This window comes from Psychrobacter sp. JB385, assembly GCF_900163785.1.
Classification (GTDB): domain Bacteria; phylum Pseudomonadota; class Gammaproteobacteria; order Pseudomonadales; family Moraxellaceae; genus Psychrobacter.
This window is the reverse complement of the sequence record NZ_FUKN01000014.1, coordinates 200,517-226,150: the sequence shown is the minus strand read 5'-3', so window position 1 is coordinate 226,150 and position 25,634 is coordinate 200,517. Positions and strand designations below refer to the sequence as shown.

Genomic DNA, 25,634 nt, shown 5'->3' with positions numbered 1-25,634 from the left:
CGTTACTGCTTACACTACGTGGTTTTATCCGTTGACTGAACCGTCAAAAAGGGAATACAAGCTTCTAAATCTCGACAATCATGTCCATGCTGACGACGAGTAAAATAATCCTGCACCATACGTGCTTGCTGCTCGATACCATATTTAAAAAATGACTTGCCCGTGACCAGTACATAATCATAACGTCGATTGATGACAGCGCCCCGTACCACCTTTAAACCGCGCTGTAATTGCCAGACATGAGTCAATTCATGTATTAGCCAGCTCTGTTTGCCAAGGGAGGCGCGGCTAAAATCTTCGATCCAATCGTCTGGATGAAAATAAATATTGCCATTGGGACTGACCGCATAGTGTCTTAGCACCCACCAAGCCGTCTTTAGCTGAACCTCATTTAAGCAAATACTATCACCAAACACTGAGCGTGCCAGTGCTATCTCGCCAGCGGTCAGCAAGCGCGTGCGCTGCTTTCTGATCTTGATGGGCAAATGGCGATCCGATAAGTGCTTAAGCATTGGTTGAAGCCTCATTAATGTCTTACCTTATTTTTATATGCATTTATTTTTTATATGTACTTATAGTCAACAGTTTCAGTAAGAGAATGAATTGATTGAGATTGTGTTTATCGATGTACCTTTAATAAGGGTAAAAACAAGAAAAATAAAGCGTCAGGGACATAAGCTGTACATTTGATTGACTTTTATTAACGTAAATATGCGGTAGCCTATTCCTATTATTTATCTGCTATAAAAACTATTGTTGATCTACTATAAAATAAATACAGTGCAACTGGGAGATATTTATAACCGTAGCACGTTGTCATACTCGTATCCTTTTATTCAGGATTGACCATATATAATAGCAATCTATTTATACATCCAAGTTAGCGCATTTTTACGATTCGTGTCGAAACCTATTACTGCCGCATCGTTTTATATTTTATCATCTTCATAGAGAGTTCTATATTGTCTACTTTTCATCCTGACACGCCCCTTGCCCAGCGTATGCGTCCGACTAGCCTTGAGGCCATTATTGGTCAAGAGCATCTATTGGCAGACGGTGCGCCGCTGCGACGTTTGGTCGAGCAAGGTCATTTGCCCTCTATTATTTTGCATGGTGAAGCGGGTATTGGCAAAACCACTATCGCCATGCTATTGGCAGATGCTGTTGGCAGACCATTTCATGCGCTGTCTGCTTTAAATACCGGGGTTAAACAGTTACGCGAGGTATTGGAGACCAAGGATTCTCTTAGCTTTGAGTCACCTGTGGTGTTCATTGATGAGATTCACCGCTTTAATAAAGCCCAACAAGATGCGCTATTGGGCGCAGTAGAATCAGGCGACATCACCTTGATAGGTGCCACCACAGAAAACCCTTCTTTTAGTGTCAATAATGCGCTGTTGTCACGCTGTCAAGTGTATCGTCTAGAACCACTGACACCAGAGCAAATCGCTGCCGTATTGCAGCGAGCACTATCAGAAGACAACATACTGCAAAAACTGAGCATTGACTTGCAAGCGCAAGAAACCATCAGTCGATTGGCACATGGTGATGCAAGAAAAGCCTTGAATATATTGGAGCTGGCTATCCAAACGGCTGACACCAACCAAACCCCGCTTGTCATTAATGATGAACTGGTCAGCCGCGTCGCACAAACTGCCTTGGTTCGTTATGATAAGGATGGTGAGCAGCACTACGATATCATCTCAGCCATGATAAAATCTGTGCGCGGCTCTGATCCTGATGCGGCGTTATATTGGATGGCTCGGATGCTAGTTGGCGGTGAGCCTGCCGATTTTATTGCGCGGCGTCTGGTGATTTTGGCCAGCGAAGACATTGGCAACGCCAATCCCAATGCATTGCTCCTCGCTGATGCTGCCTTGCGCAGTGTACAATCTATCGGTATGCCAGAGGCGCGTATTATCTTAGGGCAAGTGGTGGTTTATCTAGCTACCAGTGCCAAAAGTAACAGCACGTATAAGGCCATTAATGCCGCCATGGCTTTGGCAGAAAAAGACGCCTCGCCCGTTCCCTTACCTCTACGTAATGGTGTGACAAAGTTAATGCGCAATCAAGGCTACGGTCAGGGTTATACCTACCCACATGATTATCCCAATCACTATTATCCGCAAAGCTACTTGCCTGACAACTTATTAGGTACCCGCTTTTATGAGTTTGCCGACAATCAACGAGAGCAGCACAGCAAACAATTTATGGATTGGTTAAAAAACCAAGCCGCCAGTAACGATACCTAATTGGCAAAGGCTACTCAGTCAGTTCATGCCGTTACCGTTAAGACAGTCATTGAATGACAAGCTCTTAATAGAAGCCACTTAATGACAGACACTTGATAACTACCAATCAATCAAGTGCGCCCTGATCATTGATAAAACTGATGGCTATTTTTGAGTGTCTAGTCAATATAGTTCAGAGATGACGCAGCACGCTGGGATAAAAAACGTTAAAATGTCCCCATAGTGATATAGACAAGTAATGATTGAGGCGTATCGAGAATTACTTGCATGAACCACAACGTATTTTGCTTAACCATAACAGTGCGTTTTGCCATCTGCTGCTACAATAGGCAGATTGCTTTTTATATTCCAAATCACACTTATTTATAAATAATAAAATATTGAGATTTACTATGAGTTTACATACGATTCCTGAGATTATCGAAGACATTCGTGCTGGTAAAATGGTCATCTTGATGGATGACGAAGACCGCGAGAATGAAGGCGATATCATCATGGCAGCGACCCATGTGCGTCCTGACGACATCAACTTTATGATTACCCACGCACGCGGCTTGGTGTGTCTGACCTTATCACAAGCGCGCTGTCAGCAATTGGCATTGCCGCTGATGTCTGATCGCAACGAAGCCAAATTCAGTACCAACTTCACGGTGTCTATTGAAGCCGCGGAAGGCGTCACCACTGGCATCTCTGCCGCTGATCGCGCGCGCACCATTCAAGCCGCCGTTTCTTCTTCGGCAAAACCAGAAGACATTGTCCAGCCTGGGCATATTTTCCCGATCATGGCACAAAATGGCGGCGTTCTTCATCGTGCTGGCCATACTGAAGCTGGGTGTGATTTGGCACGATTGGCAGGTCTTGAGCCAGCTGCTGTGATTGTAGAAATCATCAATGCTGATGGTACGATGGCGCGCCGTGATGATCTTGAGATATTTGCAAAAGAGCATGACATCAAGATAGGAACGATTGCTGACCTTATCAACTACCGTATCGCCAATGAACAAACGGTAGAAGAGGTTGAAACCTATCCTTTTGAAACCGAATATGGCACCTTTACGTTGCATCGTTTCCGCGAGTTTGGCGCTGATGAAACGCATTTGGCATTAGTCAAAGGTGATGTGAGCGAAGGCGTCAGCACGGTACGGGTACACGGCTTCCATCCATTGCGTGATTTGTTCGCTGCCAAAAACGACACCACTGGTCGCGGTGGTTGGAGTGTACAATCGGCGCTACAAGAAATCAGTGCGTCAGATCGTGGGGTTTTGGTGTGGGTCGGTAGTCATCAGCCCGTTGATTTGGGCGAGGCACTGGATAATGCTTCAAACAATCAGCCGTCATCGACCATTACCAAGCAGCCATATCGTAGCATTGGGGTGGGCGCGCAGATATTGCGTCATCTTGGGGTTCGTGACATGCGTCTATTGTCATCACCCATGAAATTTTATGCCTTATCAGGCTTTGAGCTAAATGTGGTGGATTTTGTTCATTCACCAAACCAAGACTGATCGGTTTTGCATCGTTAAGTGACAAATAAATATGAAAAAGGCACGCCCATCAACGTTGGCGTGCCTTTTTTTATCTAATACGTTTACTGTTTAAGACGTATTTTAACTGAGCAAAATTCCTCTTACTTCAAGTGTTAGGGACGTGACCAACTTTTTCTTCTAATGCAAATAATCGTTCACGTTCTGCTTCTGTCCAAGGCCGTTTGTCTTTACCATTACTTTCTAAACGCACTACGACCGCTTCAGCTGTCGCCACGATGGCTTTTTGTGCAGTGCTATAATAGCTATACTCCATCACGATACTGGTATTGCCCAAACGCTGGCAACGCACTCCCAATAATAAGGTATCAGGGTAAGTCACTGGGCGCAAGTATTGGCAACTTGATTGCGCAAGCACCGTGACCATACTCCCATCAAACATCCCTAACGCTTGCAAATAGCCAATCCGTGCGGATTCAGCATAACGATAGTAGACCACATTATTTAAGTGGTTAAAGGCGTCCATCTCACCCCAATGTATCGGCTGTCGATGCATGATGGGATAATGTGCCAACTCTTTAGGGTACTCACTGTCTAAAACGTCAGCGGTGAGATTGGTGGTTTGTTCAAAACGATCCATAGTGTCTTGTCTCTTATTTTTATGAATATAGCGCTCGCGCATTGGTGATCAACGTGGCGGCTTTTCTAAAATTTGGGTGGTCAATAATGGGGTTGTTTTTGGCGCATTGGTAATCAGCTGATCCAGCTCGTCTATCACTTCTGGAATATCTGTAGGAGACGATTTGATTGGTAAACGGCCTTCGTCAGATGCGTTGGTTTCAACGTCTAAATCAGAATTGTTTGAGTCACCATTGGTAGTGGCTTCTTTGGCTTTTGACGCGGGTGCTGACATTTGTGGCACGGTACTTCGCGCCAGTAAATCTTGAGACACCAAGGTTTGTAGTTGTTTGCGCGCTTGACTCAGATAGACAATCAACTGCTCTCTCTCGCGCATGTTGCTTGCTTGAATCGCTAAGTTCAAGGTCATAATCACCTCGTGAATCACCAGCTGCTGGCGCGTTAGACTCATTTTATTGTCAGCACTTCGACTCAGTGCATTGGCGGTCATGGTCCGCTCATAGTCGTGCAAAAAATCTTGCATATTTTGGATAGCAAGGTTTTGGAGTTGCCAAGGACTGGGTTGAGCACTTTTTGCTTGCAAGCGCTCAATGTCTTTTATCAAACTTTGCTTGATGACAACGGTAAGAGCTGGGGCGATCTCATTATTGCTTTGAGAAAGCTGCCAGTGTAGACCTCGCAACAACTCTATCGCCGCACTGCTGTTATTGTCTACCAGCAATCGATCCGCCGCTTTGGTTTGAATACGCAATAAGTCCAACTGGTTCTGAGCTTGGCTACTGGCCACCGTACTTGGCTCTGGCAGAGTCTGCTGACTCATTGCAAAGATTCGATCATCCATCTCATTGAGACGGCTAGCGACGTGTTCATTGCTTTGCAAACGTTCATTAACGTTTTGCTGAAAACGCTGTTGGTTAATGTATAGCGCCAGTAATGCAGCAATCAGCAATAAAATAACCACCCACTGCAATCTTAGCAAAAACATAGTCGCTTGCCGGCGCTGTTGTACAGGAGATGGATCTTTAGACAATGATTCAGAATTCATGGACATAAGGCCGTACCGTTATGGATAAATGTGAACATATTTATCGCAAGTAAATAAAAAATACTAAGTGTTTGAGGCTTAAGTGTTTGAGACGATAGCCGTCAAAATAGTTTCGGGTGACAAATCATCCACACGCCAATGTGTTAATTGTTGTTGTGCCACCCAGTGAGTCAAACGCTCACCCAATACAACATAGGCAAAATCGGACAATGTCAGTGACATATTTGATAGCACAGCGTGCTTTGCGGTTTCATTAACCACAGTTGACCAATGCTCAAAAGCCGTCCCACTACTGACAATAACGATAGGCTTGGACTGGCTTGATAGCGCCATATCCTGCTGCGTACGACCGTTAACCGTATCGGGCTGTACAAACCTTTGTAGCCACTGCTGATATTGTGCCATTGCCTCAATCGGCATCACACGCTCATACCACGCAATGCTATCGATATGGACACCGCGCGCCTCTAAGGTATCGACCAACAATCGTCGTCCACCAAGCCCGCGCCATATCAGTAGCTTGTCTCCTGTTTGTAAACGCTCAATTTCAGGCATGGCCAGCATGCCTTCGTTGTTCGCAATTTTGGGTTGGCATACTTGGTGGCTTGTCGTGTCTAATTTGGCACGTTTCAAGACCGCCGCCGTGGCATCACCAACAGCAATGAGAGGACTTGGTACTTTTAAAGTCTCACATGCTGCTCTATCTACCTGCTGCTCGGCACTGCCTTGTGTGTCACGCTCAAGCAATTGCCAAGCTGCCAAACCTGATGCGGCAGCAGTGGGACTGACTACCACCAGTGCCTTGTACGCTCCTGCCAACCATTGATGCATCGTCATCATGTCATTATCAGTCATGGCCCGTGATTGTAATGTCAACATCGGCATGTCAATCACACTCAACCCCGCTACTTGTAAACATTGCGTCAAGGGTGCCGCACGCTCTACTGGTCGCGTATTGATGACCAATTGCGGCGAAGATAGTGTCTGGCTGATGGACTGGCAGGCGTTTTTAGACTTAAGATCGGTGGACGATAACATACGAGTACCATGACAAAAGACTGATAAAATCGGTTCATTCATAGACCGATATGCATAACGGTTGATGGCCAGATGGCTCACATCTTATTCAGGGTGATAAATCGCGGATAAAATGTCACCTGCGCCATCAGCAAGTAGCTTCTTGGCCACATCGATACCCAACTGATTGGCTTGCACTTCTAGATCAGCTTGTGTGCCGACCAGTGTCACCCGCTTCTCTGCTTTTAGCAGCTTGCTACCGTCTGCTGCTCCTACCCTGCCACGTAGCCATAGCACATTGCCACCGTCATTATTGCCGTTATCGCCATTGTGATCATTATTGGCATCGGTTTCATCCGCCATTTGGAGCACCGCATAAGCGGCAATAGGCACCTGACAACCGCCGTCTAAATGACGGTTTAATGCACGTTCTGCAATGAGGCGAATACGAGCTTTATCATCGTTCAACGGCGCTAATAGCTTCAATACCTCATCGTCACCTTCACGGCACTCAATCGCCAACGCACCTTGTCCAACGGCAGGTAAACAAGCATCTATATCAAGCTCGCCACGTATACGCTCATTTAACTCAATACGCTGTAACCCGCTGGTCGCTAAAATAATGGCATCATACTCGCCTGCATCTAATTTGCCCAAACGAGTACCCACATTGCCGCGCAGCGTTTTGATCTGTAAATCGGGACGGTAGGCTTTGATTTGACACTGGCGGCGCAAGCTTGATGTTCCAACAATAGCCCCTTGCGGCAACTCATCAATACTCTCATAGGTGTTAGAAACAAAAGCATCAGTGGGTGACGCACGCTTGCAGTAGACACCCAGCGTTAGGCCTTCTGGTAACTGCATTGGCACATCTTTTAGTGAATGCACGGCAATGTCTGCCTGCTTATCATACAAAGCTTGTTCCAGCTCTTTGACAAATAAGCCTTTTCCGCCAATTTTGGCCAAAGGTGTGTCCAAAATCTTGTCACCCTTAGTGACAATTTTTAGTAATTGAATTGTCAAATCAGGGTACATCTCAAGCAGGCGAGCACGAATATGCTCAGCTTGCCATAATGCCAATGGACTCTGACGGGTGGCAATCGTCAAGGTAGTCAAAGCAGATTGCTGCGGGTTGCTCATAAAGGACCTCGATAAATTTGATACTATACTGTCAGTACGTAGATACTCATATTCAAATAACAGCACTTAAAAACTTCAGTACTAAGAAGTTTTAGTACTTAAAAATTTTGGTACTGAGAAACATGGATAATTTGCCATAGCTTACGGGCAATACCCGTTACTGACTATCAATACTGACACAAAAAAATACCCCTATTTAAGCATAAATAAGGGTTTGATGATACGGGATGATGATGTTGATCAGAGTCTCAGCAGTTACATGCTTTGAATTTTATCACGCAGCGCAGGCAAGTGACGACGGCTAACTGCCAATGTCTCAGTGATGCCCTTGAAGCGTATCTGATACTGCCCTGCATCCAGCGTCTCTAAAAAATCGAGAAAACTGAGATTGATAATCGCATTACGATGCACTCGGAAGAGTCGATCACCAAATTCCTGTTCCAGCTCTTTTAGGGTTTCGTCAATCAGTACTACTCCATCCTTGTGACGTACTTTGACATATTTTTGGTCGGCGGTAAAATAATAGATGTCTTTAAATTTAATCAGCTCAACCCCGCGGTGCGTGCGAGCAGCGATGTGTTCACGTACTGGTCGGGCTGCTGGGTTTTCAAGCTTACGAATCTCATTTAACTGAGCCGCGTTTAGATTTTTGGCTTTATTTAGTGCTTCTAATAATTCGTCTTTATTGGCAGGCTTCAACAGATACCCAATTGCACTGGCTTTGAGCGCCGCGATTGCATAATGGTCATACGCGGTGACAAATATAATCGCTGGCGGATGCTCAAGTTTGGCAAGCTCTTGCGCACAATTGACACCGTCCATTTCAGGCATACGAATGTCTAACAATATAATATCTGGCTGCTTGCTTTTGACAGCAATAATGGCTTCTGCCCCAGTGGTTGCTTGAGCAACGACTTCGTGACCTGACTCTTGGACAATTCTGACCAAACGCTCACGCGCTAGCGGCTCATCATCACAAACTACGATACGCATGTAAACTCCTATCTTCGGGCAGACTTAATATATTTTCCATCGTACTAGCAATTACTGACTATTATCTGAGGCAAAGCTCAATCCTTGAATACTAAGGCCCGAATGTACTTATTTTTGGTATAGTCAATACGTTTCTATTACTAGTAAGTTTATTATAAGAGATGCAATAAGTGTGCCATGCTCAGTTTTAGCGCAGAAAAAACGGGCAAACTTAGAAGGTAGATGGATTATAAACTGACATCCTGCAACGGATAGTCCATGACCGTGATGATTTGGGTACTGGTAATGATACTTTTGATGTCGGAGCTGTGACCAAAATAGGCACGTAAGCGCTCCGTTTGGATATGAAAATCCATATGTTGACGCAAATTATAATTCACAATCAAGGTCTTTTTGGGTAAGTCGACACTGATAACGGTGATTACTCGGTGCTGCTCCCACGTTACTTTAATCTCTATAGAGATGGTCTCAGTCGTCATCTCGACCACATTAATCAGCATTTTTTCTAGCACGCTTTGTAACGTGAGCGCTGTGATAACCATATCATACATGACATCCTCATCAGGCAGCTGCCAACTGACTTCAAGCTTATCTGCCAAACGACTCGATTCAATGGCCAAATAATGCTCACAAAGGGCAATTTCTTCTTCAAAACTGACTTCATGCGCGCCTGTAAAACTGGCACGAAACAGCGCAGAGACGTGTTGCAATAAGGACGAAGCCCTTGCTGGATTAGATTCTATGAGCGAAGTCAGGGTGTTTAGCGTATTAAAGAAAAAATGCGGGGCGATACGGGCTTTGATTATGTCGTTTTGTGTGGCCAACTTATACTCAAACGATGACTTGAGCGCATTGAGCTCGCGATGGATACGCAAAAAGTAGAGTAAAAATACGAGAGTAAAACCGCCTGTGAATAACGTATCAAACAATACATTGAAAATAAACGTTTGTAAGTCGTATTCTTCCAAGCCAATATTGACCGTAACCAGCATCACCGAAGTCATGGATATGATAGAAGCCAGCATCATGAGTAATACGACACGAATAGTCACGCTTGAGATACTGGCATGCTTGAAGATAGGCCGTAGGTAATCGACAAGGTATAAAGAGGGTATAACAATTAATATGTTTTGAATAAATCTACATGAAAATTTAATCAGGAAATCTGACCAAGTGGCTAAGCCATGGCGCTCCATCACGGTCACAAACAATGACCAAAAAAAGATGTACAGTAGCCACTGCCAAGGTCTCATGACGTCCATGAGCTTGGGAATAAAAAACTCTAAGCGCTCCGCTAGTAAGGCAACCTCATCCTTTGCTATACTTGAGTTCTTATTCTCTTGACTTGTCCTGTACCGATATGAATGCCAATTCTTCAAACCATAGTAATCCTGAATCAAATATAAACGTTTCTGCTTCTGATTCTAGCACAGAAGCTTCAATAACCAACACCGCTTCACAGAACGCTACTGGAAGCAGTCAGGGCCAGCAGATGTGGGGTGGTCGATTTAGCGAAGCAACCGACAGTTTTGTGGCCGCTTTTACCGCCTCTGTCGGTTTTGATCAACGCTTTGCCCGTCATGATATCCAAGGCTCAATTGCTCACGCGACCATGCTTAAAGAGTGCGGCATTTTAACCGCTGAGGAAGTTGCCACCATTATTGATGGTCTCCAGCAAGTGTTACGTGAGATTGAAGCGGGCGACTTTAACTGGTCTATCGCGCTTGAAGACGTACACATGAACGTCGAATCACGGTTGACAGACATTATCGGTTCGGTCGGCAAAAAGCTACACACTGGACGTAGCCGTAACGACCAAGTGGCCACGGATATTCGTCTTTGGTTACGTGAAGAGACGGATAACATCATTGCCCTGTTGGTGCGTCTGCAAAGCGGTCTGCTTGATTTGGCTGAACAACATACCACCACCATCATGCCAGGCTTCACGCACTTGCAAACCGCGCAGCCTGTCAGCTTTGGTCATCATGTCATGGCATGGTTTGAGATGTTGTATCGCGATACCGAACGCCTCGTCGATGCACGTCGCCGTATCAATCAGATGCCACTTGGCAGCGCGGCGCTTGCTGGTACAACCTTTCCTATCGATCGTACCATTACGGCTGAATTATTAGGCTTTGAAGGCATTTGCCAAAACTCACTTGATGCCGTCTCAGATCGTGATTTTGCGATTGAGTTTACCTCAGCGGCTTCTATTCTCATGATGCATATGTCACGCATGAGTGAAGAGATCATTTTGTGGATGTCAGCACAATTCAACTTTGTGCAGATACCAGACCGCTTCTGTACTGGCTCCTCTATCATGCCGCAAAAGAAAAACCCAGACGTGCCTGAATTGGTACGTGGTAAAGCCGCGCGTGTGTTCGGTCAGCTTATGACCTTGCTGAGCCTTATGAAAAGCCAACCACTTGCTTACAATAAAGACAATCAAGAAGACAAAGAACCCCTTTTTGATTGCGTTGATACACTGACAGGATCGCTCCTTGCCTTCGCTGATATGCTACCGAATATCACGCCAAATAAAGAAAATATGCGTGCTGCTACTATGAAAGGTTATGCAACTGCCACTGATTTAGCCGATTATCTGGTACGTAATGGTGTAGCGTTCCGTGATGCACACGAAGTGGTTGGTAATGCCGTTGCTTTGGGTATCAAAGAGGGCGTTGATTTGAGTGACCTATCTTTGGCACAGCTACAACAGTTCAGCGATGCAATCGGCGATGATGTTTTTGATTACCTCACGCTAGAAGGCTCACTAGCAGCCCGTGACCACTTGGGCGGCACTGCACCAAACCAAGTTAAGCAAGCAGTAGTCAATGGCCGCGCTCGTTTAAAAGCCTTTGCTTAATATATTTTGAATAAACGATAGATTGAACACCCGCCACGTAAGCGGGTGTTTTTTTGTCATACGACCAACCAACGGCAATTAGTCCAATGTAAAAACATTGTGCTGCTAGGATAAGTTTTCGCCGCCTCTGTCTGCGCAGGCACAGCAAGCAAGAAAAATTATCCTAGCAAAACGTTATCATGCGTTTACTGATTTTGTTTAAGATTAAGGGTATATCCTAGATATCCTTTGCTAAATCTGCCAAGACCGTTATCATAGATCAATAATATTTTTGAATCACTGACGATAATAAATAAGGAGTACCTCATGACTGAGACATTTAATCCGCAAGCCAATACGGTTTTTTGCCGTAAGTATCAGCAAGAGCTACCAAAAATGCCGCATCCGCCCTTCCCTAATAAAAAAGGTCAAGAGCTACAAGAGACGGTATCTGACAAAGCGTGGAAAGAATGGCTTGAGCATCAAACCATGCTTATCAATGAAAACCATTTGAGCATGATGGATCCTGAAGCCAAAAAATTCTTAACAGAGCAGCGTGATAAGTTTTTAGATAATGAAGATTATGAGCGCGCCCAAGGCTGGACGCCTGAAGGATAATAAGTACTCGTTGATTACATTTCATAAAAAACGCGCTATACACTCAATGATAGCGCGTTTTTTGTGGGCAGTTTTTGATGGTGATTAATTGATATTGTTATCTGAGGATTCAAGTTCGGTTGATGAGACTTCTGAGGCGTTAGCTGACACAGTGCCCACTTGCCGCGCTGCCATCCGATCATTGGCCACTTGCACCGCTTTTTCGACCTTAGTGTAGTCAGAATGACGCACGTCTTGACCGCTGATATAGTTGATGACTAGCTCAGCCACGTTTTGTGCGTGATCACCAATTCGCTCAAGCGCGCGCAAGACCCACATGATATTGATGACTTTTGACACATGACGCGAATCTTCCATGATATAAGTCATCAAGGCACGGATGGCTGACTGGTACTCATCATTGACCATGTCATCATTGCGCATGACTTCAAACGCTTGCTCAGCATTTGACTGACTAAATGCTTCTAACGCATTGTGAAGCATAAGCCGTACTTGGTTGCTCAGGTGCTGAACCTCGGCATAACCATAAGAGGACTTACCTTGTGCGGCAATCTTTTTGGCCATTTGCGCAATTTTGACAGCTTCATCGCCAATACGCTCCAGATCCACCACCCCTTTACTGATAGACATCACCAAGCGTAAATCACTGGCAGCAGGCTGGCGTTTGGCAACCAATAGCAAAATATGCTCATCCAAATCCACTTCCATACGATTGATGTCGAAGTCCATATCAATGACTTCTTGCGCCAGTGTCTCATCTTTATCAATGAGCGCATGAATGGCTTTGGCAACTTGGTTGGCTGCATTGTCACCCATGTACAAAAACAAACGGATGGCTTCATCGAGATCTTGGTCGAAACTTTTTGAGATATGCTTTTCACTTTGCATCAGAGGAATTCCCTAAAATCTATACTTTTAATAGCGAAGGTGCCGCTGAGCCAAACCCATCAGCTCATAAAATGCATTGAACACCTGTGCCTGCTCAAACCTTACTTTTAACCATAACGACCCGTAATATAGTCTTCCGTCGCTTTTTGATTTGGCTTGGTAAATATCTGATCAGTCTCGCCCATCTCGATCATATCGCCTAGATACATATAGACGGTATAGTCTGACACACGAGCCGCTTGCTGCATGTTGTGGGTCACGATAGCAATGGTATAGTCATTTTTTAAATCTTCGATCAAATCTTCAATAGCGCCTGTCGAGATAGGATCCAGTGCTGAGGTTGGCTCATCGAGTAACAAGACTTCAGGTTTGGTGGCGACACTACGTGCGATACATAGACGCTGCTGCTGCCCACCTGACAGCGACAATCCAGATGCCTTTAGCTTGTCTTTAACCTCAGGCCACAATGCTGACTTTCTCAGTGCCCATTCCACACGATTATCCAGCTCCGCTTTGCTCAATTTTTCATACAGCCGCACGCCAAACGCCACATTGTCATAGATTGACATCGGGAAAGGCGTGGGTTTTTGAAAAACCATGCCGACTTGAGCACGCAGTAAATTGACATCGATGTCTTTGTCTAAGATATTCTTGCCGTCAAGGTTGATATTGCCTTCGGCGCGCATACCAGGATACAGATCGTACATACGGTTAAAAGTACGTAGTAGCGTCGACTTGCCGCACCCTGACGGCCCAATGAAGGCAGTCACTTTTTTATCTGGGATATCGATGTTGATGTTTTTTAGGGCTTTAAAATCACCATAATAAAAATTTAAATCCCGAATCTGTAGTTTGGCAGGTGGCATGTTTTTGGGAATGTCATGAAGCGTTTGCTTGGTCAGACTGGCGACATCTGGTTGTTCTGTTTGCCCGCTAGTAGACTTGGTTCTATTTAACAGGTTGCCAGTTGTCTTAGTGTCTACTGTCCCATTGAAGCGATCAGCGGTCTTATTTTTGCGAACTTTGCTTATGACGTCATTCATAGTCTTATCCAACCTAGCTCAATTAAAATTCGTATAAATTCAAGTAATGCTTATTGCTACTACCTGTTACGGTCAATCTGTGATCAGGTTTTATTTAACCTGACCTCGAGCACCGATAAATCTGGCGGTCACATTCAATATCAAGACCGAGGCGGTGATGAGCAGGGCTGCTGCCCATGCCAACGTATGCCAGTTTTCATAAGGACTCATCGCAAACTGATAAATGGTGTTTGGTAAGTTGGCGAGTGGTTGACTCATATCAGTACTGAAATACTGGTTGTTCAGCGCGGTAAATAGCAAAGGAGCCGTTTCACCTGTGATTCTCGCAAAGGCCAGTAACACCCCTGTGGTCAGACCTGCTTTGGCAGCCTTGATGGTCACTTGCGTCACCATTTTCCATTTGGGTGTTCCAAGGGCGTAAGCGGCTTCACGAATACTATTGGGCACCAGATTGAGCATATTTTCGGTGGTACGTACAACCACAGGAATGACGATCAGCGCCAATGCCAATGCACCTGCCCAACCAGAGAAGCTTTGACCTTTTACCATCAGCGCATAAATAAACAGACCAATCACGATAGAGGGTGCCGACAATAAAATATCATTCAAAAAACGCGTCACTTTGCCAAGCATACTGCCTTGAGAGAATTCAGATAAATAAATACCCGTCATCAGGCCAATTGGAGCGCCGATTAACAATCCAGAAAATGCCAGCATGACCGAACCGACAATGGCATTACGTAAACCACCAGGACTCATGGGCGGCGGCGTGTCAGCGGTAAATACAGGCAGTTGCACAATGCCTTGAAAACCTTCGATAAAAAGCGTGAACAAGATCCAAAATAGCCAAAACAAACCAAATACCATGGCCGACATGGCAAAGCCCAAACCCAGTTTGTTGGCCCAGCGTCGCTTGTTATATAGGCTTCGGTCATAGCGACTTGTAAAGCCTGTATTCACGGGTAGTGGCGCATTGACTGTGTTATTAGAAAGCATATATTTTGTGTCCCGTTTTTTATCCATACCAATAGTCATCAAAACTTCTTAAGACAAGCAAATACCTTTATATATCTACCGATTGCCCGCTTTGCTGTCCATACGCATCAGCATGAGCTTTGCAAGGGACAAGACGATGAAAGTAATGACAAAGAGGATTAAGCCTAAATGGAGTAACGAAGCCAAATGCAGCTCACTTGACGCTTCAGCGAATTCATTGGCCAAGGCAGAGGTGATCGTGACGCCAGAAGTAAATAGGCTTGGACTGATATTAAAGGCATTACCAATTAAGAAAGTCACCGCCATGGTTTCGCCCAATGCACGGCCCAATCCCAAAATAACGCCGCCAACCACGCCTGCTTTGGTGTAAGGCAAAATAATCTTAAACATGACTTCCCACGTCGTGGCACCCATGCCATAAGCCGACTCTTTGAGTAAGTCTGGCACCACCGAAAAAACATCACGCATGGTAGCCGCGATAAAAGGGATAATCATGATGGCAAGCACCAAGGACGCGGTGAACAACCCAAGTCCCATTGGGGCTCCTGTAAACAGCTTACCGATGATGGGTAATGGGCCCACATGCTCAATAAACCATGGCTGGATGTGATCGCCAAAAAACGGCGCAAACACAAACAATCCCCACATACCATAAATGATAGAAGGAATACCGGCCAAAAGCTCAATCGCGATACCCAAAGGCTTTTTTAAGAACTTTGGACACATCTCAGTCAAAAAGATCGCAATACCAAAACTGACTGGTACGGCAATCATAATCGCCACAAATGACGTCACCAACGTGCCATAAATAGGCGCTAATGCCCCATACTCATTGGCAACCGTGTCCCAATTATTGCTGGTATAAAAACCAAGTCCAAACGCCTGAATACTAGGCCATGCTCCAACAATCAAGGAGACCAAAATGCCGCCTAAAGAGAGGAGTACCAGTATGGCAAAAGCCTTGGTTGCATTGACAAACAGCGTATCGTAACGTTTTTGTTTGGCCAATTGGGACCTTAAGTCATTCATAAGTGTCTCAGCGTTGATTAGGATCAAGTCAAAATGTTAGAAAGGTTACGCAGGTTTTATCACAGTAAACTTAAACATAGGCATGGATTATCTATAGAGAAAACCCACCAACATCGTCCTTAAACTCACTGTGATAAAACCTCTCAAACCGCTACCGGAGAATAGTGGTTTGAGAGGGCGTTTAGAGATTGATGAAACCGCCTCTAAAGTAGGTCAATTACTGAGCAGGCTTATAAACTGGCTGTCCGTCACTGCCTTTTACGTCATTCCATTTTGCTTTGAACAATGCCACTGCCGTATCCGAGAAAGGAACGTAATCCAATGCCATGGCATCATCATCGCCTTGGGTATATGCCCAGTCAAAGAAATTCAACACACCAGCCACTTGCTGAGGATTCTCTGGTTGCTTATGTACCAAAATGAATGTCGCGGCAGCGATTGGCCATGCTTGAGCGGTCTCAGAATTGGTGATGACTTTATAAAAGCCTTCTTGCTTTGACCAGTCGATATCGCCTGCCGCTGCAAATGTCTCGGCTGAAGGTTGTACAAAATTACCGGCGGCATTTTTAAGAGCCGTATGTGACATGTTGTTTTGCTTAGCGTAAGCATACTCAACGTAGCCGATAGAGTTTTTCATACGGTTGACGTAGCTTGAAACGCCTTCATTACCTTTACCACCAGCACCTGTTGCAGACGTTGGCCATTTGACCGTTTTATCAACACCAACGGTATCGTTCCAATCTGGTGACACTTTGGCGAGATAATCAGTAAAGTTAAACGTCGTACCTGATCCGTCTGAGCGGAAGACCGTAGTAATGGCCGCATCAGGTAGCGTCAAATCTGGATTCATGGCTTTGATCGCAGGGTCATTCCATTTGCTGATTTTACCCAAGTAAATATTGGCTAAGGTTTCGCCATCTAATTTTAGTGCGCCTGGCTCAACCCCATCGATATTGACAATCGGTACAACGCCGCCAATAACGGTTGGGAACTGTATAAGACCAGATTCTTCAAGCTCTTCAGGTGTCATTGGCGCATCAGAGGCACCAAAATCGACGGTTTTTGATTGGATTTGTTTGATACCGCCAGAAGAACCGATTGATTGGTAGTTGACTTGACCGCCAGTAGCAGCATTGTAGTCAGCAGACCATTTGGCATAAATAGGCTGCGGGAACGACGCGCCTGCGCCAGTGATGTTCATGGCAATGTTTTCAGCAGACTTGAACCCTGAAGTAGCAGCAGAGGCTGTACTTGAAGTGGCCGTGCTGGTTGTTTCAGTCGTTGCGGCAGCGCTACTGCTAGTATCAGCAGCCGGCTCTGTCGTATCGGTCGATTTGTTACACGCCGTAAGTACTAAGGTACAGCTGACGGCCACTGCTAATAACGAATAACGCATGTAAGACTCCTAAAGTTTGACAACGATACAAAAAAACATTGTTTGTGACATGCGAGCTATAGTGACAAGTTTTTATGACAGTTTAATGACAATGACTTGAATCTTTTATTTTAGAGTTCCAACAGCGCAGCGCTACCTTTTGCATGCCTTTATAAACCCAAGACACAAGGCAGCTGTTTTTTGAGCACGAGGTTTTCTTCAAATACCATTAGCCGTTAGGACAGAATTTTGCTAGTATGAAGTTGATTCACAACACTGACAGACTCGGGGTGCGGTGTAGCATTGGCCTACTTTATTAAACGTTTATAGTTAAACATTGATAAAAGTAGCCGCCTATCTACATTCGCTGAGAGATCACCCGCCGAACCTGATGCGGTTAGTACCGACGCAGGGAAGTCTTAAGCACTTTGTTATTGATGACAAAGGACGCGTAGAAATACCTTTTTATCATCGCGATTGTCTGACTATGCGTGCCGCATAAGTAGATAACGAGAGAAGATAGAAAGCTGCGTCCACTATTTGATGACCATTAGCCGCGACGATATTTTTTGGTCGCTGTTAGGTGTCGATAATATAAATTTGTCTGAATGACGACTGCTTGTCCCCGCAGCTACTGGCGGTGTTGCTTTTATTCAAAAACCAACACGCTAGGACAGCATATGACTATCTCAGACAGCAGCTCTTTCGACAGTGCCTCAGCGGCATCACAAGCCCAAACGCACAACCCAGCCGATAACATACCTCTCGCACCAGACACCAAAGCAGATAAAAAAGCAGACGCATTAAAAACGCCTGCCCACCGCGCAGCCAGTGATGCGCGTTTTGAAGAAGATGCACGCGACTTACACCGTATCCTACCCGCCTCGCGCAAAGTCTATATCGAAGGCTCACGACCTGATATCCAAGTACCGATGCGCGAAATCAGCTTGGCGGATACGCCTGTTGGCGGTACGGGTGATAAAAATGGCGAGCACAATCCGCCTTTTTATGTCTACGATACCTCAGGTGTGTATACCGACCCCAATGTCGATATCGACCTCACCCGCGGACTGCCCAAACTGCGTGAAAACTGGATTGCCGAGCGCGGTGATACGGAGCAACTAAGCGGTCTGTCTAGCTCGTACGGGCAAGCACGTGCTCGTGATATCAGCACTGCCAATCTCAGATTTGCCCATATTGACAAACCGCGCCGTGCCAAAGCAGGGCGAAACGTTACACAAATGTATTACGCGCGCCGCGGCATCATCACCCCTGAGATGGAATATATCGCGATACGTGAGACGCAAAAGCAGCATGAACTGACCGATATGCGTCAACATGAGGGTGAAAGCTTCGGTGCCAATACGCCCAAAATTATCACCCCTGAGTTTGTCCGTGATGAAGTAGCCGCTGGACGCGCAATCATCCCAAATAACATCAACCACCCTGAATCTGAGCCAATGATTATCGGGCGTAACTTTTTGGTCAAAATTAATGCCAATATTGGTAACTCAGCGCTAGGCTCATCTATTGATGAAGAAGTCTCTAAAATGACGTGGGCCACGCGTTGGGGCGCGGATACCATCATGGATTTATCGACAGGTAATCATATTCATGAAACTCGTGAATGGTTGATCCGTAACTCGCCTGTGCCAATTGGTACGGTACCCATTTATCAAGCCTTAGAAAAAGTCGATGGCGTCGCAGAAGATCTGACGTGGGAGATATTCCGTGATACGTTGATTGAGCAAGCCGAACAAGGTGTGGATTACTTTACCATTCACGCAGGCGTCCTGCTTCGCTATGTACCGCTAACTGCCAAACGCCTAACAGGTATCGTCTCACGCGGTGGCTCTATCATGGCGCAGTGGTGCTTGGCGCATCATAAAGAGAGTTTTTTGTACACGCATTTCGAAGATATCTGCGAGATTATGAAGCAGTATGATGTGGCGTTTAGTCTAGGTGATGGCCTACGTCCTGGCTGCTTGCAAGATGCCAATGATGAAGCGCAGTTTGGCGAGCTACGCACACTTGGTGAATTGACCAAAGTGGCATGGGAACATGATGTACAGGTGATGATTGAAGGCCCTGGACACGTGGCGATGAACCGCATCAAAGAAAATATGGACTTGCAGCTTGAGCTGTGTGCTGACGCGCCTTTCTATACCTTGGGGCCATTAACAACCGACATCGCACCAGGTTATGACCACATTACTAGCGCCATTGGCGCGGCAATGATTGGCTGGTTTGGTACCGCAATGCTGTGCTATGTGACACCAAAAGAGCACTTGGGTCTACCAAACAAAAAAGACGTCAAAGACGGCATCATCACTTACAAAATTGCCGCGCACGCTGCTGATCTTGCTAAAGGTCATCCCGGTGCGCAGGCGCGTGACAATGCCTTGTCTAAAGCCCGCTTCGAGTTCCGCTGGGACGATCAGTTCAATCTGGCGCTCGACCCTGATACTGCACGTGAATACCACGATGAAACCTTACCAAAAGACGCACATAAATCGGCCCACTTCTGCTCCATGTGTGGTCCGAAATTTTGCTCTATGAAAATCACTCAGAATGTACGTGAATATGCAGCAGGACTGGATAAAAATGCCGCTAATAAAAAGGTAACGCCGCAATCAGGCGACTTAAGCGATACTGATCATTTGATCAAAAAAGTCGATACAGAACTGGTCGGACAAGTAGGCGAAGCCAGTGCTGAAGAAGTTCGTCAAGGCATGGCTGAGATGATGGAAAAATACAACAAGGAAGGGCGCCAGTTATATAAAGAGGTGTAGGTAGATAGTACCTTTCAGATAGTATAAAAAAGCCCGAACCTAATTATTAGGTTCGGGCTTTTTATTAATTTTTACTAACTTAGCTAATAACACTAAATACGTAAGCTTCTTCATTATCATCATTAACAAGTATTAAAGTTTTTGCATCGTAACGATCTTTAGTCACAAGACCATGCGCCTTACCCGCCTTAATAAGACAAGTGACCGCTGAATTGTCGACGACTCCATCTACACGCAGATAAACAGATTTTGGATCAAAGATAATATTACCTGCAATAATACAGCCCTGTTCATCCACGATGCTATATCTCATTTTGCCTTGTGAAATATTGTCCGTAACCAAGCTAGCCTTGTTGCGCGTATTAGTAGTTACTAATGCACCTTGATACATTCCTTTATAGTCTTTTAATTGATCTGTAGAATTGCCTTCAGTACGGTTTAAAAATACGGGATACCAGACCTCTTCTTCAAACCCTTCTGGATTAGACTCATCCTCATAAACCACCGTTTCCAGAAAAGTGAAATATGCATCGCCGTCACTTCTAGACTCAAGATCAATTGATCTTGTGCTAATACTATTATTGGTAAAGCTATAATCAGTAGCCCTTGATGATAATGAAGTGGCATTTGGGGCACTACTTTCCTTGAATTTACCATTAATTAGACCGAACACTAAGTCGTTAGGATTATAGATGAAACCATTATTAGTATATATCATCCAGTATTCGCCATCATTATTGACTATAGTGCTCATATATAAATTGGTTTTATAGATATCTTCTAAAGCTCTATTAATTACTGTTCCGTAGGAGCCAGCAAAAGATTCAGGCTCTTGACGCTGTGCAACCTTATCTACAACCTCCTCAGAAGGCGTAGGGGAAGTGCCACTACCACTATCATCGCTACCACAACCAGAAAGTGCTAGTACAGAAGCAAGAACCAAACTTGAGTAACGTGTATTCATTGATATATCCATTCAGAGTAGTAACTATTTGATTTAGCAGTGAACTTAATTTTGCTAATAGTAGATTAACTTTGATACTTAATCAATACAAATAAATACAAATCCGAAAAAAACCCAGAAAATTTTAATTTACTGGGTTCTGAATATCAAGAAAATTAAAAATTATTAAACCTTCGATGCCTCATAAATTTCTTGGATTGAAGCATCAATCGTATTAGCAAAGGCTTCATCGCTTTGCTGCTTACTCAGCCCTTCAGTAAAGGCGCGAGAGAAACTGGCAATCATCCCAGGGTTTTGTTTGAGCTTGGCACATGCCTCACTACGACTATAGCCACCAGATAATGCGACCACTTTGAGCACCTTTGGATGATCAATCAATTCTTTATAAAATCCTGCTTCTTCAGGCAGCGTCAGCTTGAGCATCACTTGATGATCGTCACTCAAACGCTCTAGATTATGCAAAATGCTGGTCTTAAGTATCAGCTCACTCTCGTGCTTTTTATCACTATTAATATCCACTTCTGGCTCAACAATCGGCATCAAACCTTTTGAGATAATCTGCTTTGCCACATCGAACTGCTGCTGTACAACCAGCTCAATGCCATCAACGCTTGGCGCATAAATAACAGAACGCATTTTGGTACCAAACACGGGATATTTTTTGGCCTTATCCAACAACTGGTCTAACTCTGGCATAGGACGCATGACTTGCACTCCGTTCATTTGCTCAGCCAATCCTTTATCTACCTTCAAAAATGGGACAATATTTTTGTCTTCCCAAAGATAGTTGGCAGTCGATTTACCATTGACCTCACGCTCCATCGTATCTTCAAATAAAATCGCACCAAGCACACGCTCATTGTCAAACGCATCACAGGTCATGATACGCGCGCGCATCTCATGCACCAAATCAAACATCGCCTCATCGCTGTCATAAGCATCGCCATTGACACCATAGTTCTCTAGTGCCTTTGGGGTGCTGCCACCACTCTGATCAAGTGCTGCAATAAAACCCGAGCCGTTTTTGATACGTTGTAATTGTTTTTCGTATTCCATGGAGAGTGCATCCTATTTTTATCTATTGAAGTCAAAAGTCACAAATGATTGGCTTATTATTAGTGCTATAAGCCTCACTATTTTTAGCTAACCTTAGCATAGGACACTCTGCCTGCCTATATACGATACGTTAACGTTTTTATAAAACTGGCGCTGATTGTTAGGCCAAAAATAAGACGCCCACACAACAAACCGCGAGCAATAAACCGATGATGTTAATGCGATTGAGCGTTTCTTTAAATACACCCACACCGATGATGGTAGCAACCGCAATGACGCCAACATTCATACCCGTAAAGACAATACTTGGTGATTCGGACAATACTTGATGGGCACGGACATAGGCATAAATATTTCCCATGTTAAGCGCGCCTAAGAGCAGCCCTGCTGCAAGCGCCTCCCCTTGCCAGCGTACGCGAGTGAACAACAAATACCCAAACAATAGCAGTCCTGCCAAACCAAAACTGACAAACAGCGTGAGTGGAAAAGCCGTTCCATGCTTGGCAACTTGCTTAAATAAAATGTCGACAATTCCATAGCCTAGCCATACGCCCAACAGCCAAAGTGGTGTATGTTTGGCTACTTTATTGATGCTGCCAGATTGCGGACGATACACCAAAGCGCCGAGGGCTAAGAATCCTAATGCCAATCCAAAGACACGCGTGCCTGTCAGCACTTCACCAAACAATAAAAAGGCTGCCACAATCGGAATAATCAAGGACAAACGCTGCGCGGCATCGGTTGCCACCATGCCGACCGCTTCAATGGCGCGGCCAAGTAATATAAATACCGTAGGCAATATGACACCAAGCGCAATAATGACGCCCCATGCATCACCAAGTGTATTGATTGCGCTAAGATCTGGTTTTAACAAAAACCAAGTCAACAAAAAGGCCACTGGGTAGCCTGCAACAATGGTTTGACGGATGTCTATCTGTTTTTGCCGTAATATTTTTAGCAACACTGACACGGCGACACTACAGAGCACCGCGATCATTAAATACATCATGTACTTCTACCTTTTAAAACCACTATTTTTGTGTGATGACTATTTTTATTTATCTGAGATTGCCTGTACGTTAACCGCCATATTCTACTGGTATCAAGGTCATGGCTTCAAAGTAAGAGCCTTGAGGTAAGTTAAACGTATGGAATGTAACAAAATATTTCTTTTACAGCAATGCATTTATACATGAATTGATGAATGGCAAAGGCAGTCTGGAGGGTGCAAATTACAATTCGCATGCAGGTCTAATTATGAAATTTGTTAAAATAGACAGTCTCCCTAATAACAACAGTAACGATTCAAAACAACGAGTGACATCGTTGGTTTTGGCGTACTGCTATTGATGCTTTATGACTGCCTATGAATGCTCTATTTCGATTTTTTGAAAACCGCCTGCCTGCCTTTCCTGAAACGCCCATGCCACTGCCCTCACCTCGTGACGGCATGCTTAAGTTTTTGTGGGCATGTACCAATGGTCTACGCGGCTGGCTGTTGCTATTTATGGTGTTGTCAGCAGGCATCGGTATCTACGAAGCCATGCTGTTTGCTTGGATTGGGAATATCGTTGATTGGCTGGGTGTCTATACCCCGCAAAACCTATGGGCAGAAAAAGGCAATATGCTGCTCTTGATGCTTGCTGTCATGATAGTAAGCCCCATCTGGATTACTTTATCATCATTGGTGCATTTCCAAACCCTGCAAGGGGTATTCCCTATGCAGATGCGCTGGCGTTTTCATCAACGCATGCTTGGGCAATCGATGCAGTTTTATCAAGATGAATTTTCAGGGCGTGTGTCAGCCAAGGTGATGCAAACGGCTTTGGCTGTACGTGATACCGTTATGACGGTCACCGACATGTTTATGTATGTTGCCGTCTACTTTATTACCTCAGGGGTCATTCTGTTTAATCTAGATAGCCTATTGCTGATTCCCTTTATCGTCTGGTTTGTCTTGGTCGCTCTATGCATCTGGTACTTTATTCCTAAATTAAAACTCACTGCCATCATACAAGCCGATGCGCGCGCGCTGATGACAGGCCGTATAACGGACGCTTATGCCAATATCATGACCGTTAAGCTGTTTAGCCATTCTCGCCGTGAGTTGAGTTATGCCAAAAACGCCATGGGTCAGTTTTTGGGTACCGTACATGCGCAAATGCGCTGGGTCAGCTATTTAGAAGTCTCAACCCATATGATTAGTGTGATTTTGGTCAGTGGCACAGCAGGTATTGGTCTTTACCTATGGCAACAAGGTGCGGTCGGTGTGGGAGCTATCGCAGCAGCAACAGCAATGGCACTACGCTTAAATGGTCTGACACGCTGGATTATGTGGCAAACTGCCAGTCTGTTTGAGAGCATTGGTACAGTACAAGATGGCATGCGCACATTATCTGCACCGCAAACCATCGTTGATAAACCCGATGCGCCGACGGTCAAAGTCACTGAGGGTCGTATCGTATTTGATCATGTTGATTTCAGTTATGAGCATGATGATAACACTGATATAGAAGGCGAGCATATAGACGAAGTCAATGCCTCAGCGACCAAGACCACCAAACTTCTTGATAACTTTTATTTGGATATCAAACCAGGCGAAAAAATTGGCTTGGTTGGACGTTCAGGCGCTGGTAAATCTACGTTAGTGAATCTGTTACTGCGCTTCTTTGATGTGGATAAAGGCAAAATCTTAATCGACGGACAGGCTATCGACGACGTCACTCAAGAGTCATTGCGTCAACAGATTGGCATGGTCACGCAAGATACTTCACTGCTGCATCGTACGGTGCGTGAAAACATCGCTTACGGTCGTCCTGATGCGACTGATGAAGAGATCATGACAGCTGCCAAGCAAGCGCAAGCGTGGGACTTTATCAAAGATTTATATGACGATAAAGGCAACACGGGGCTGAATACGCAAGTAGGCGAGCGCGGTGTCAAACTCTCTGGCGGTCAGCGTCAGCGTATCGCCATCTCACGGGTCATGCTCAAAAATGCGCCTATTTTGTTGTTGGATGAGGCGACAAGTGCGCTTGATTCTGAGATTGAGTTTGCCATTACCGAGAGTCTAAATGACATCATGACTGGCAAGACAGTGATTGCAATCGCCCATCGTCTCTCAACCATTGCCGCACTGGATCGACTGGTGGTGATGGACAAAGGTCAGATTATCGAGCAAGGCAGTCATGATGAACTGTTGGCATTACAAGGTGTGTATGCACGCTTATGGCATCGTCAAAGTGGCGGCTTCTTGGGCGAAGACAGCTGATTACTATCATTTAAAAAATGTCACTAAAAACCTGACACAAGGACGTGTCAATTTTTATTTTAGAATCACTATTTAACAGTCACTCAGCTAGCCGTCACTCAATGTAGTTGTCGCTCAAAAACGTACCTTTTATTGAACACCCAATCGTCTCTTACTGCTTGTCATTACTTTTCAATTTCTCATGAAT

21 protein-coding genes and 1 riboswitch are annotated in these 25,634 nt (G+C 44.9%); of the genes, 6 read left to right on the top strand and 15 right to left on the bottom strand.

The annotated features are described in order from the left end of the window. Positions 1-14: 14 nt before the first annotated feature. Positions 15-527 carry a type IV secretion protein Rhs gene (locus CZ794_RS12085; RefSeq protein WP_256958969.1) on the bottom strand — a complete coding sequence of 171 codons (513 nt, stop codon included), beginning with the start codon at positions 525-527 and terminating at the stop codon, positions 15-17. A gap of 474 nt (positions 528-1,001) precedes the next feature. Between CZ794_RS12085 and CZ794_RS12080 the strand changes: the two genes are divergently transcribed. Both CZ794_RS12080 and ribBA read left to right on the top strand, forming a co-directional pair. Then, on the top strand, positions 1,002-2,252 hold the full coding sequence (locus CZ794_RS12080) for a replication-associated recombination protein A (RefSeq protein WP_179207323.1): 1,251 nt from the start codon (positions 1,002-1,004) through the stop codon (positions 2,250-2,252). 392 nt (positions 2,253-2,644) lie between these two features. Continuing rightward, a complete protein-coding gene (ribBA, locus tag CZ794_RS12075; RefSeq protein ID WP_087041851.1) occupies positions 2,645-3,757 on the top strand; it encodes a bifunctional 3,4-dihydroxy-2-butanone-4-phosphate synthase/GTP cyclohydrolase II in 1,113 nt (370 codons plus the stop codon). Positions 3,758-3,884: 127 nt separating this feature from the next. On the opposite strand, the gene CZ794_RS12070 is transcribed toward ribBA, so the two are convergent. The 6 genes from CZ794_RS12070 to CZ794_RS12045 form a co-directional block, all read right to left on the bottom strand. Further along, entirely contained in the window at positions 3,885-4,376 is a 492-nt protein-coding gene (locus CZ794_RS12070) for a thioesterase family protein (RefSeq protein WP_087041850.1), read from the bottom strand. Between the two features lie 48 nt (positions 4,377-4,424). Then, the gene (locus CZ794_RS12065; protein ID WP_256958968.1) at positions 4,425-5,420 is read right to left on the bottom strand and encodes a hypothetical protein; all 996 of its coding nucleotides are present in this window, start codon (positions 5,418-5,420) and stop codon (positions 4,425-4,427) included. A gap of 78 nt (positions 5,421-5,498) precedes the next feature. Further along, positions 5,499-6,500 carry a uroporphyrinogen-III synthase gene (locus tag CZ794_RS12060; protein WP_256958967.1) on the bottom strand — a complete coding sequence of 334 codons (1,002 nt, stop codon included), beginning with the start codon at positions 6,498-6,500 and terminating at the stop codon, positions 5,499-5,501. A gap of 42 nt (positions 6,501-6,542) precedes the next feature. Beyond that, entirely contained in the window at positions 6,543-7,577 is a 1,035-nt protein-coding gene (hemC, locus tag CZ794_RS12055; protein ID WP_087041848.1) for a hydroxymethylbilane synthase, read from the bottom strand. 255 nt (positions 7,578-7,832) lie between these two features. Then, entirely contained in the window at positions 7,833-8,570 is a 738-nt protein-coding gene (locus CZ794_RS12050; protein WP_087041847.1) for a LytTR family DNA-binding domain-containing protein, read from the bottom strand. Between the two features lie 227 nt (positions 8,571-8,797). After that, entirely contained in the window at positions 8,798-9,823 is a 1,026-nt protein-coding gene (locus CZ794_RS12045; RefSeq protein WP_256958966.1) for a histidine kinase, read from the bottom strand. Positions 9,824-10,062: 239 nt separating this feature from the next. Here CZ794_RS12045 and argH point away from each other — a divergent pair, with 239 nt between their 5' ends. Both argH and CZ794_RS12035 read left to right on the top strand, forming a co-directional pair. Continuing rightward, on the top strand, positions 10,063-11,436 hold the full coding sequence (argH, locus tag CZ794_RS12040) for an argininosuccinate lyase (protein ID WP_087041845.1): 1,374 nt from the start codon (positions 10,063-10,065) through the stop codon (positions 11,434-11,436). Between the two features lie 306 nt (positions 11,437-11,742). Beyond that, on the top strand, positions 11,743-12,033 hold the full coding sequence (locus CZ794_RS12035) for an oxidative damage protection protein (RefSeq protein WP_087041844.1): 291 nt from the start codon (positions 11,743-11,745) through the stop codon (positions 12,031-12,033). A gap of 84 nt (positions 12,034-12,117) precedes the next feature. On the opposite strand, the gene phoU is transcribed toward CZ794_RS12035, so the two are convergent. The 5 genes from phoU to pstS form a co-directional block, all read right to left on the bottom strand. Further along, the gene (phoU, locus tag CZ794_RS12030; protein WP_256958965.1) at positions 12,118-12,921 is read right to left on the bottom strand and encodes a phosphate signaling complex protein PhoU; all 804 of its coding nucleotides are present in this window, start codon (positions 12,919-12,921) and stop codon (positions 12,118-12,120) included. 107 nt (positions 12,922-13,028) lie between these two features. Further along, positions 13,029-13,964: a phosphate ABC transporter ATP-binding protein PstB gene (gene pstB, locus CZ794_RS12025; RefSeq protein WP_143515726.1), complete on the bottom strand. Its 936-nt coding sequence runs from the start codon at positions 13,962-13,964 to the stop codon at positions 13,029-13,031. A 90-nt stretch (positions 13,965-14,054) separates the two neighbouring features. After that, positions 14,055-14,840 (bottom strand): phosphate ABC transporter permease PstA, encoded by a 786-nt coding sequence (pstA, locus tag CZ794_RS12020; RefSeq protein ID WP_227681003.1) that lies wholly within the window; start codon positions 14,838-14,840, stop codon positions 14,055-14,057. A gap of 195 nt (positions 14,841-15,035) precedes the next feature. Then, entirely contained in the window at positions 15,036-15,989 is a 954-nt protein-coding gene (gene pstC, locus CZ794_RS12015; RefSeq protein WP_087041843.1) for a phosphate ABC transporter permease subunit PstC, read from the bottom strand. Between the two features lie 217 nt (positions 15,990-16,206). After that, positions 16,207-17,385 (bottom strand): phosphate ABC transporter substrate-binding protein PstS, encoded by a 1,179-nt coding sequence (pstS, locus tag CZ794_RS12010; RefSeq protein WP_087041842.1) that lies wholly within the window; start codon positions 17,383-17,385, stop codon positions 16,207-16,209. A 255-nt stretch (positions 17,386-17,640) separates the two neighbouring features. Then, a riboswitch (TPP riboswitch) is annotated at positions 17,641-17,796 on the top strand. A 248-nt stretch (positions 17,797-18,044) separates the two neighbouring features. Between pstS and thiC the strand changes: the two genes are divergently transcribed. Continuing rightward, on the top strand, positions 18,045-20,156 hold the full coding sequence (gene thiC / locus CZ794_RS12005; RefSeq protein WP_256958964.1) for a phosphomethylpyrimidine synthase ThiC: 2,112 nt from the start codon (positions 18,045-18,047) through the stop codon (positions 20,154-20,156). A 79-nt stretch (positions 20,157-20,235) separates the two neighbouring features. Here thiC and CZ794_RS12000 read toward each other — a convergent pair whose 3' ends face one another. The 3 genes from CZ794_RS12000 to CZ794_RS11990 form a co-directional block, all read right to left on the bottom strand. After that, positions 20,236-21,120, bottom strand: coding sequence for a hypothetical protein (locus CZ794_RS12000; RefSeq protein WP_087041841.1), 885 nt, complete (start codon positions 21,118-21,120; stop codon positions 20,236-20,238). 165 nt (positions 21,121-21,285) lie between these two features. After that, a complete protein-coding gene (locus CZ794_RS11995; protein WP_087041840.1) occupies positions 21,286-22,176 on the bottom strand; it encodes a fructose bisphosphate aldolase in 891 nt (296 codons plus the stop codon). A 160-nt stretch (positions 22,177-22,336) separates the two neighbouring features. After that, complete coding sequence (locus CZ794_RS11990) at positions 22,337-23,185, bottom strand: hypothetical protein (RefSeq protein WP_087041839.1); 849 nt, start codon at positions 23,183-23,185, stop codon at positions 22,337-22,339. Positions 23,186-23,542: 357 nt separating this feature from the next. On the opposite strand from CZ794_RS11990, the gene CZ794_RS11985 reads away from it, so the two are divergent. Continuing rightward, a complete protein-coding gene (locus CZ794_RS11985) occupies positions 23,543-25,447 on the top strand; it encodes an ABC transporter ATP-binding protein (protein WP_087041838.1) in 1,905 nt (634 codons plus the stop codon). Positions 25,448-25,634 lie beyond the last annotated feature (187 nt).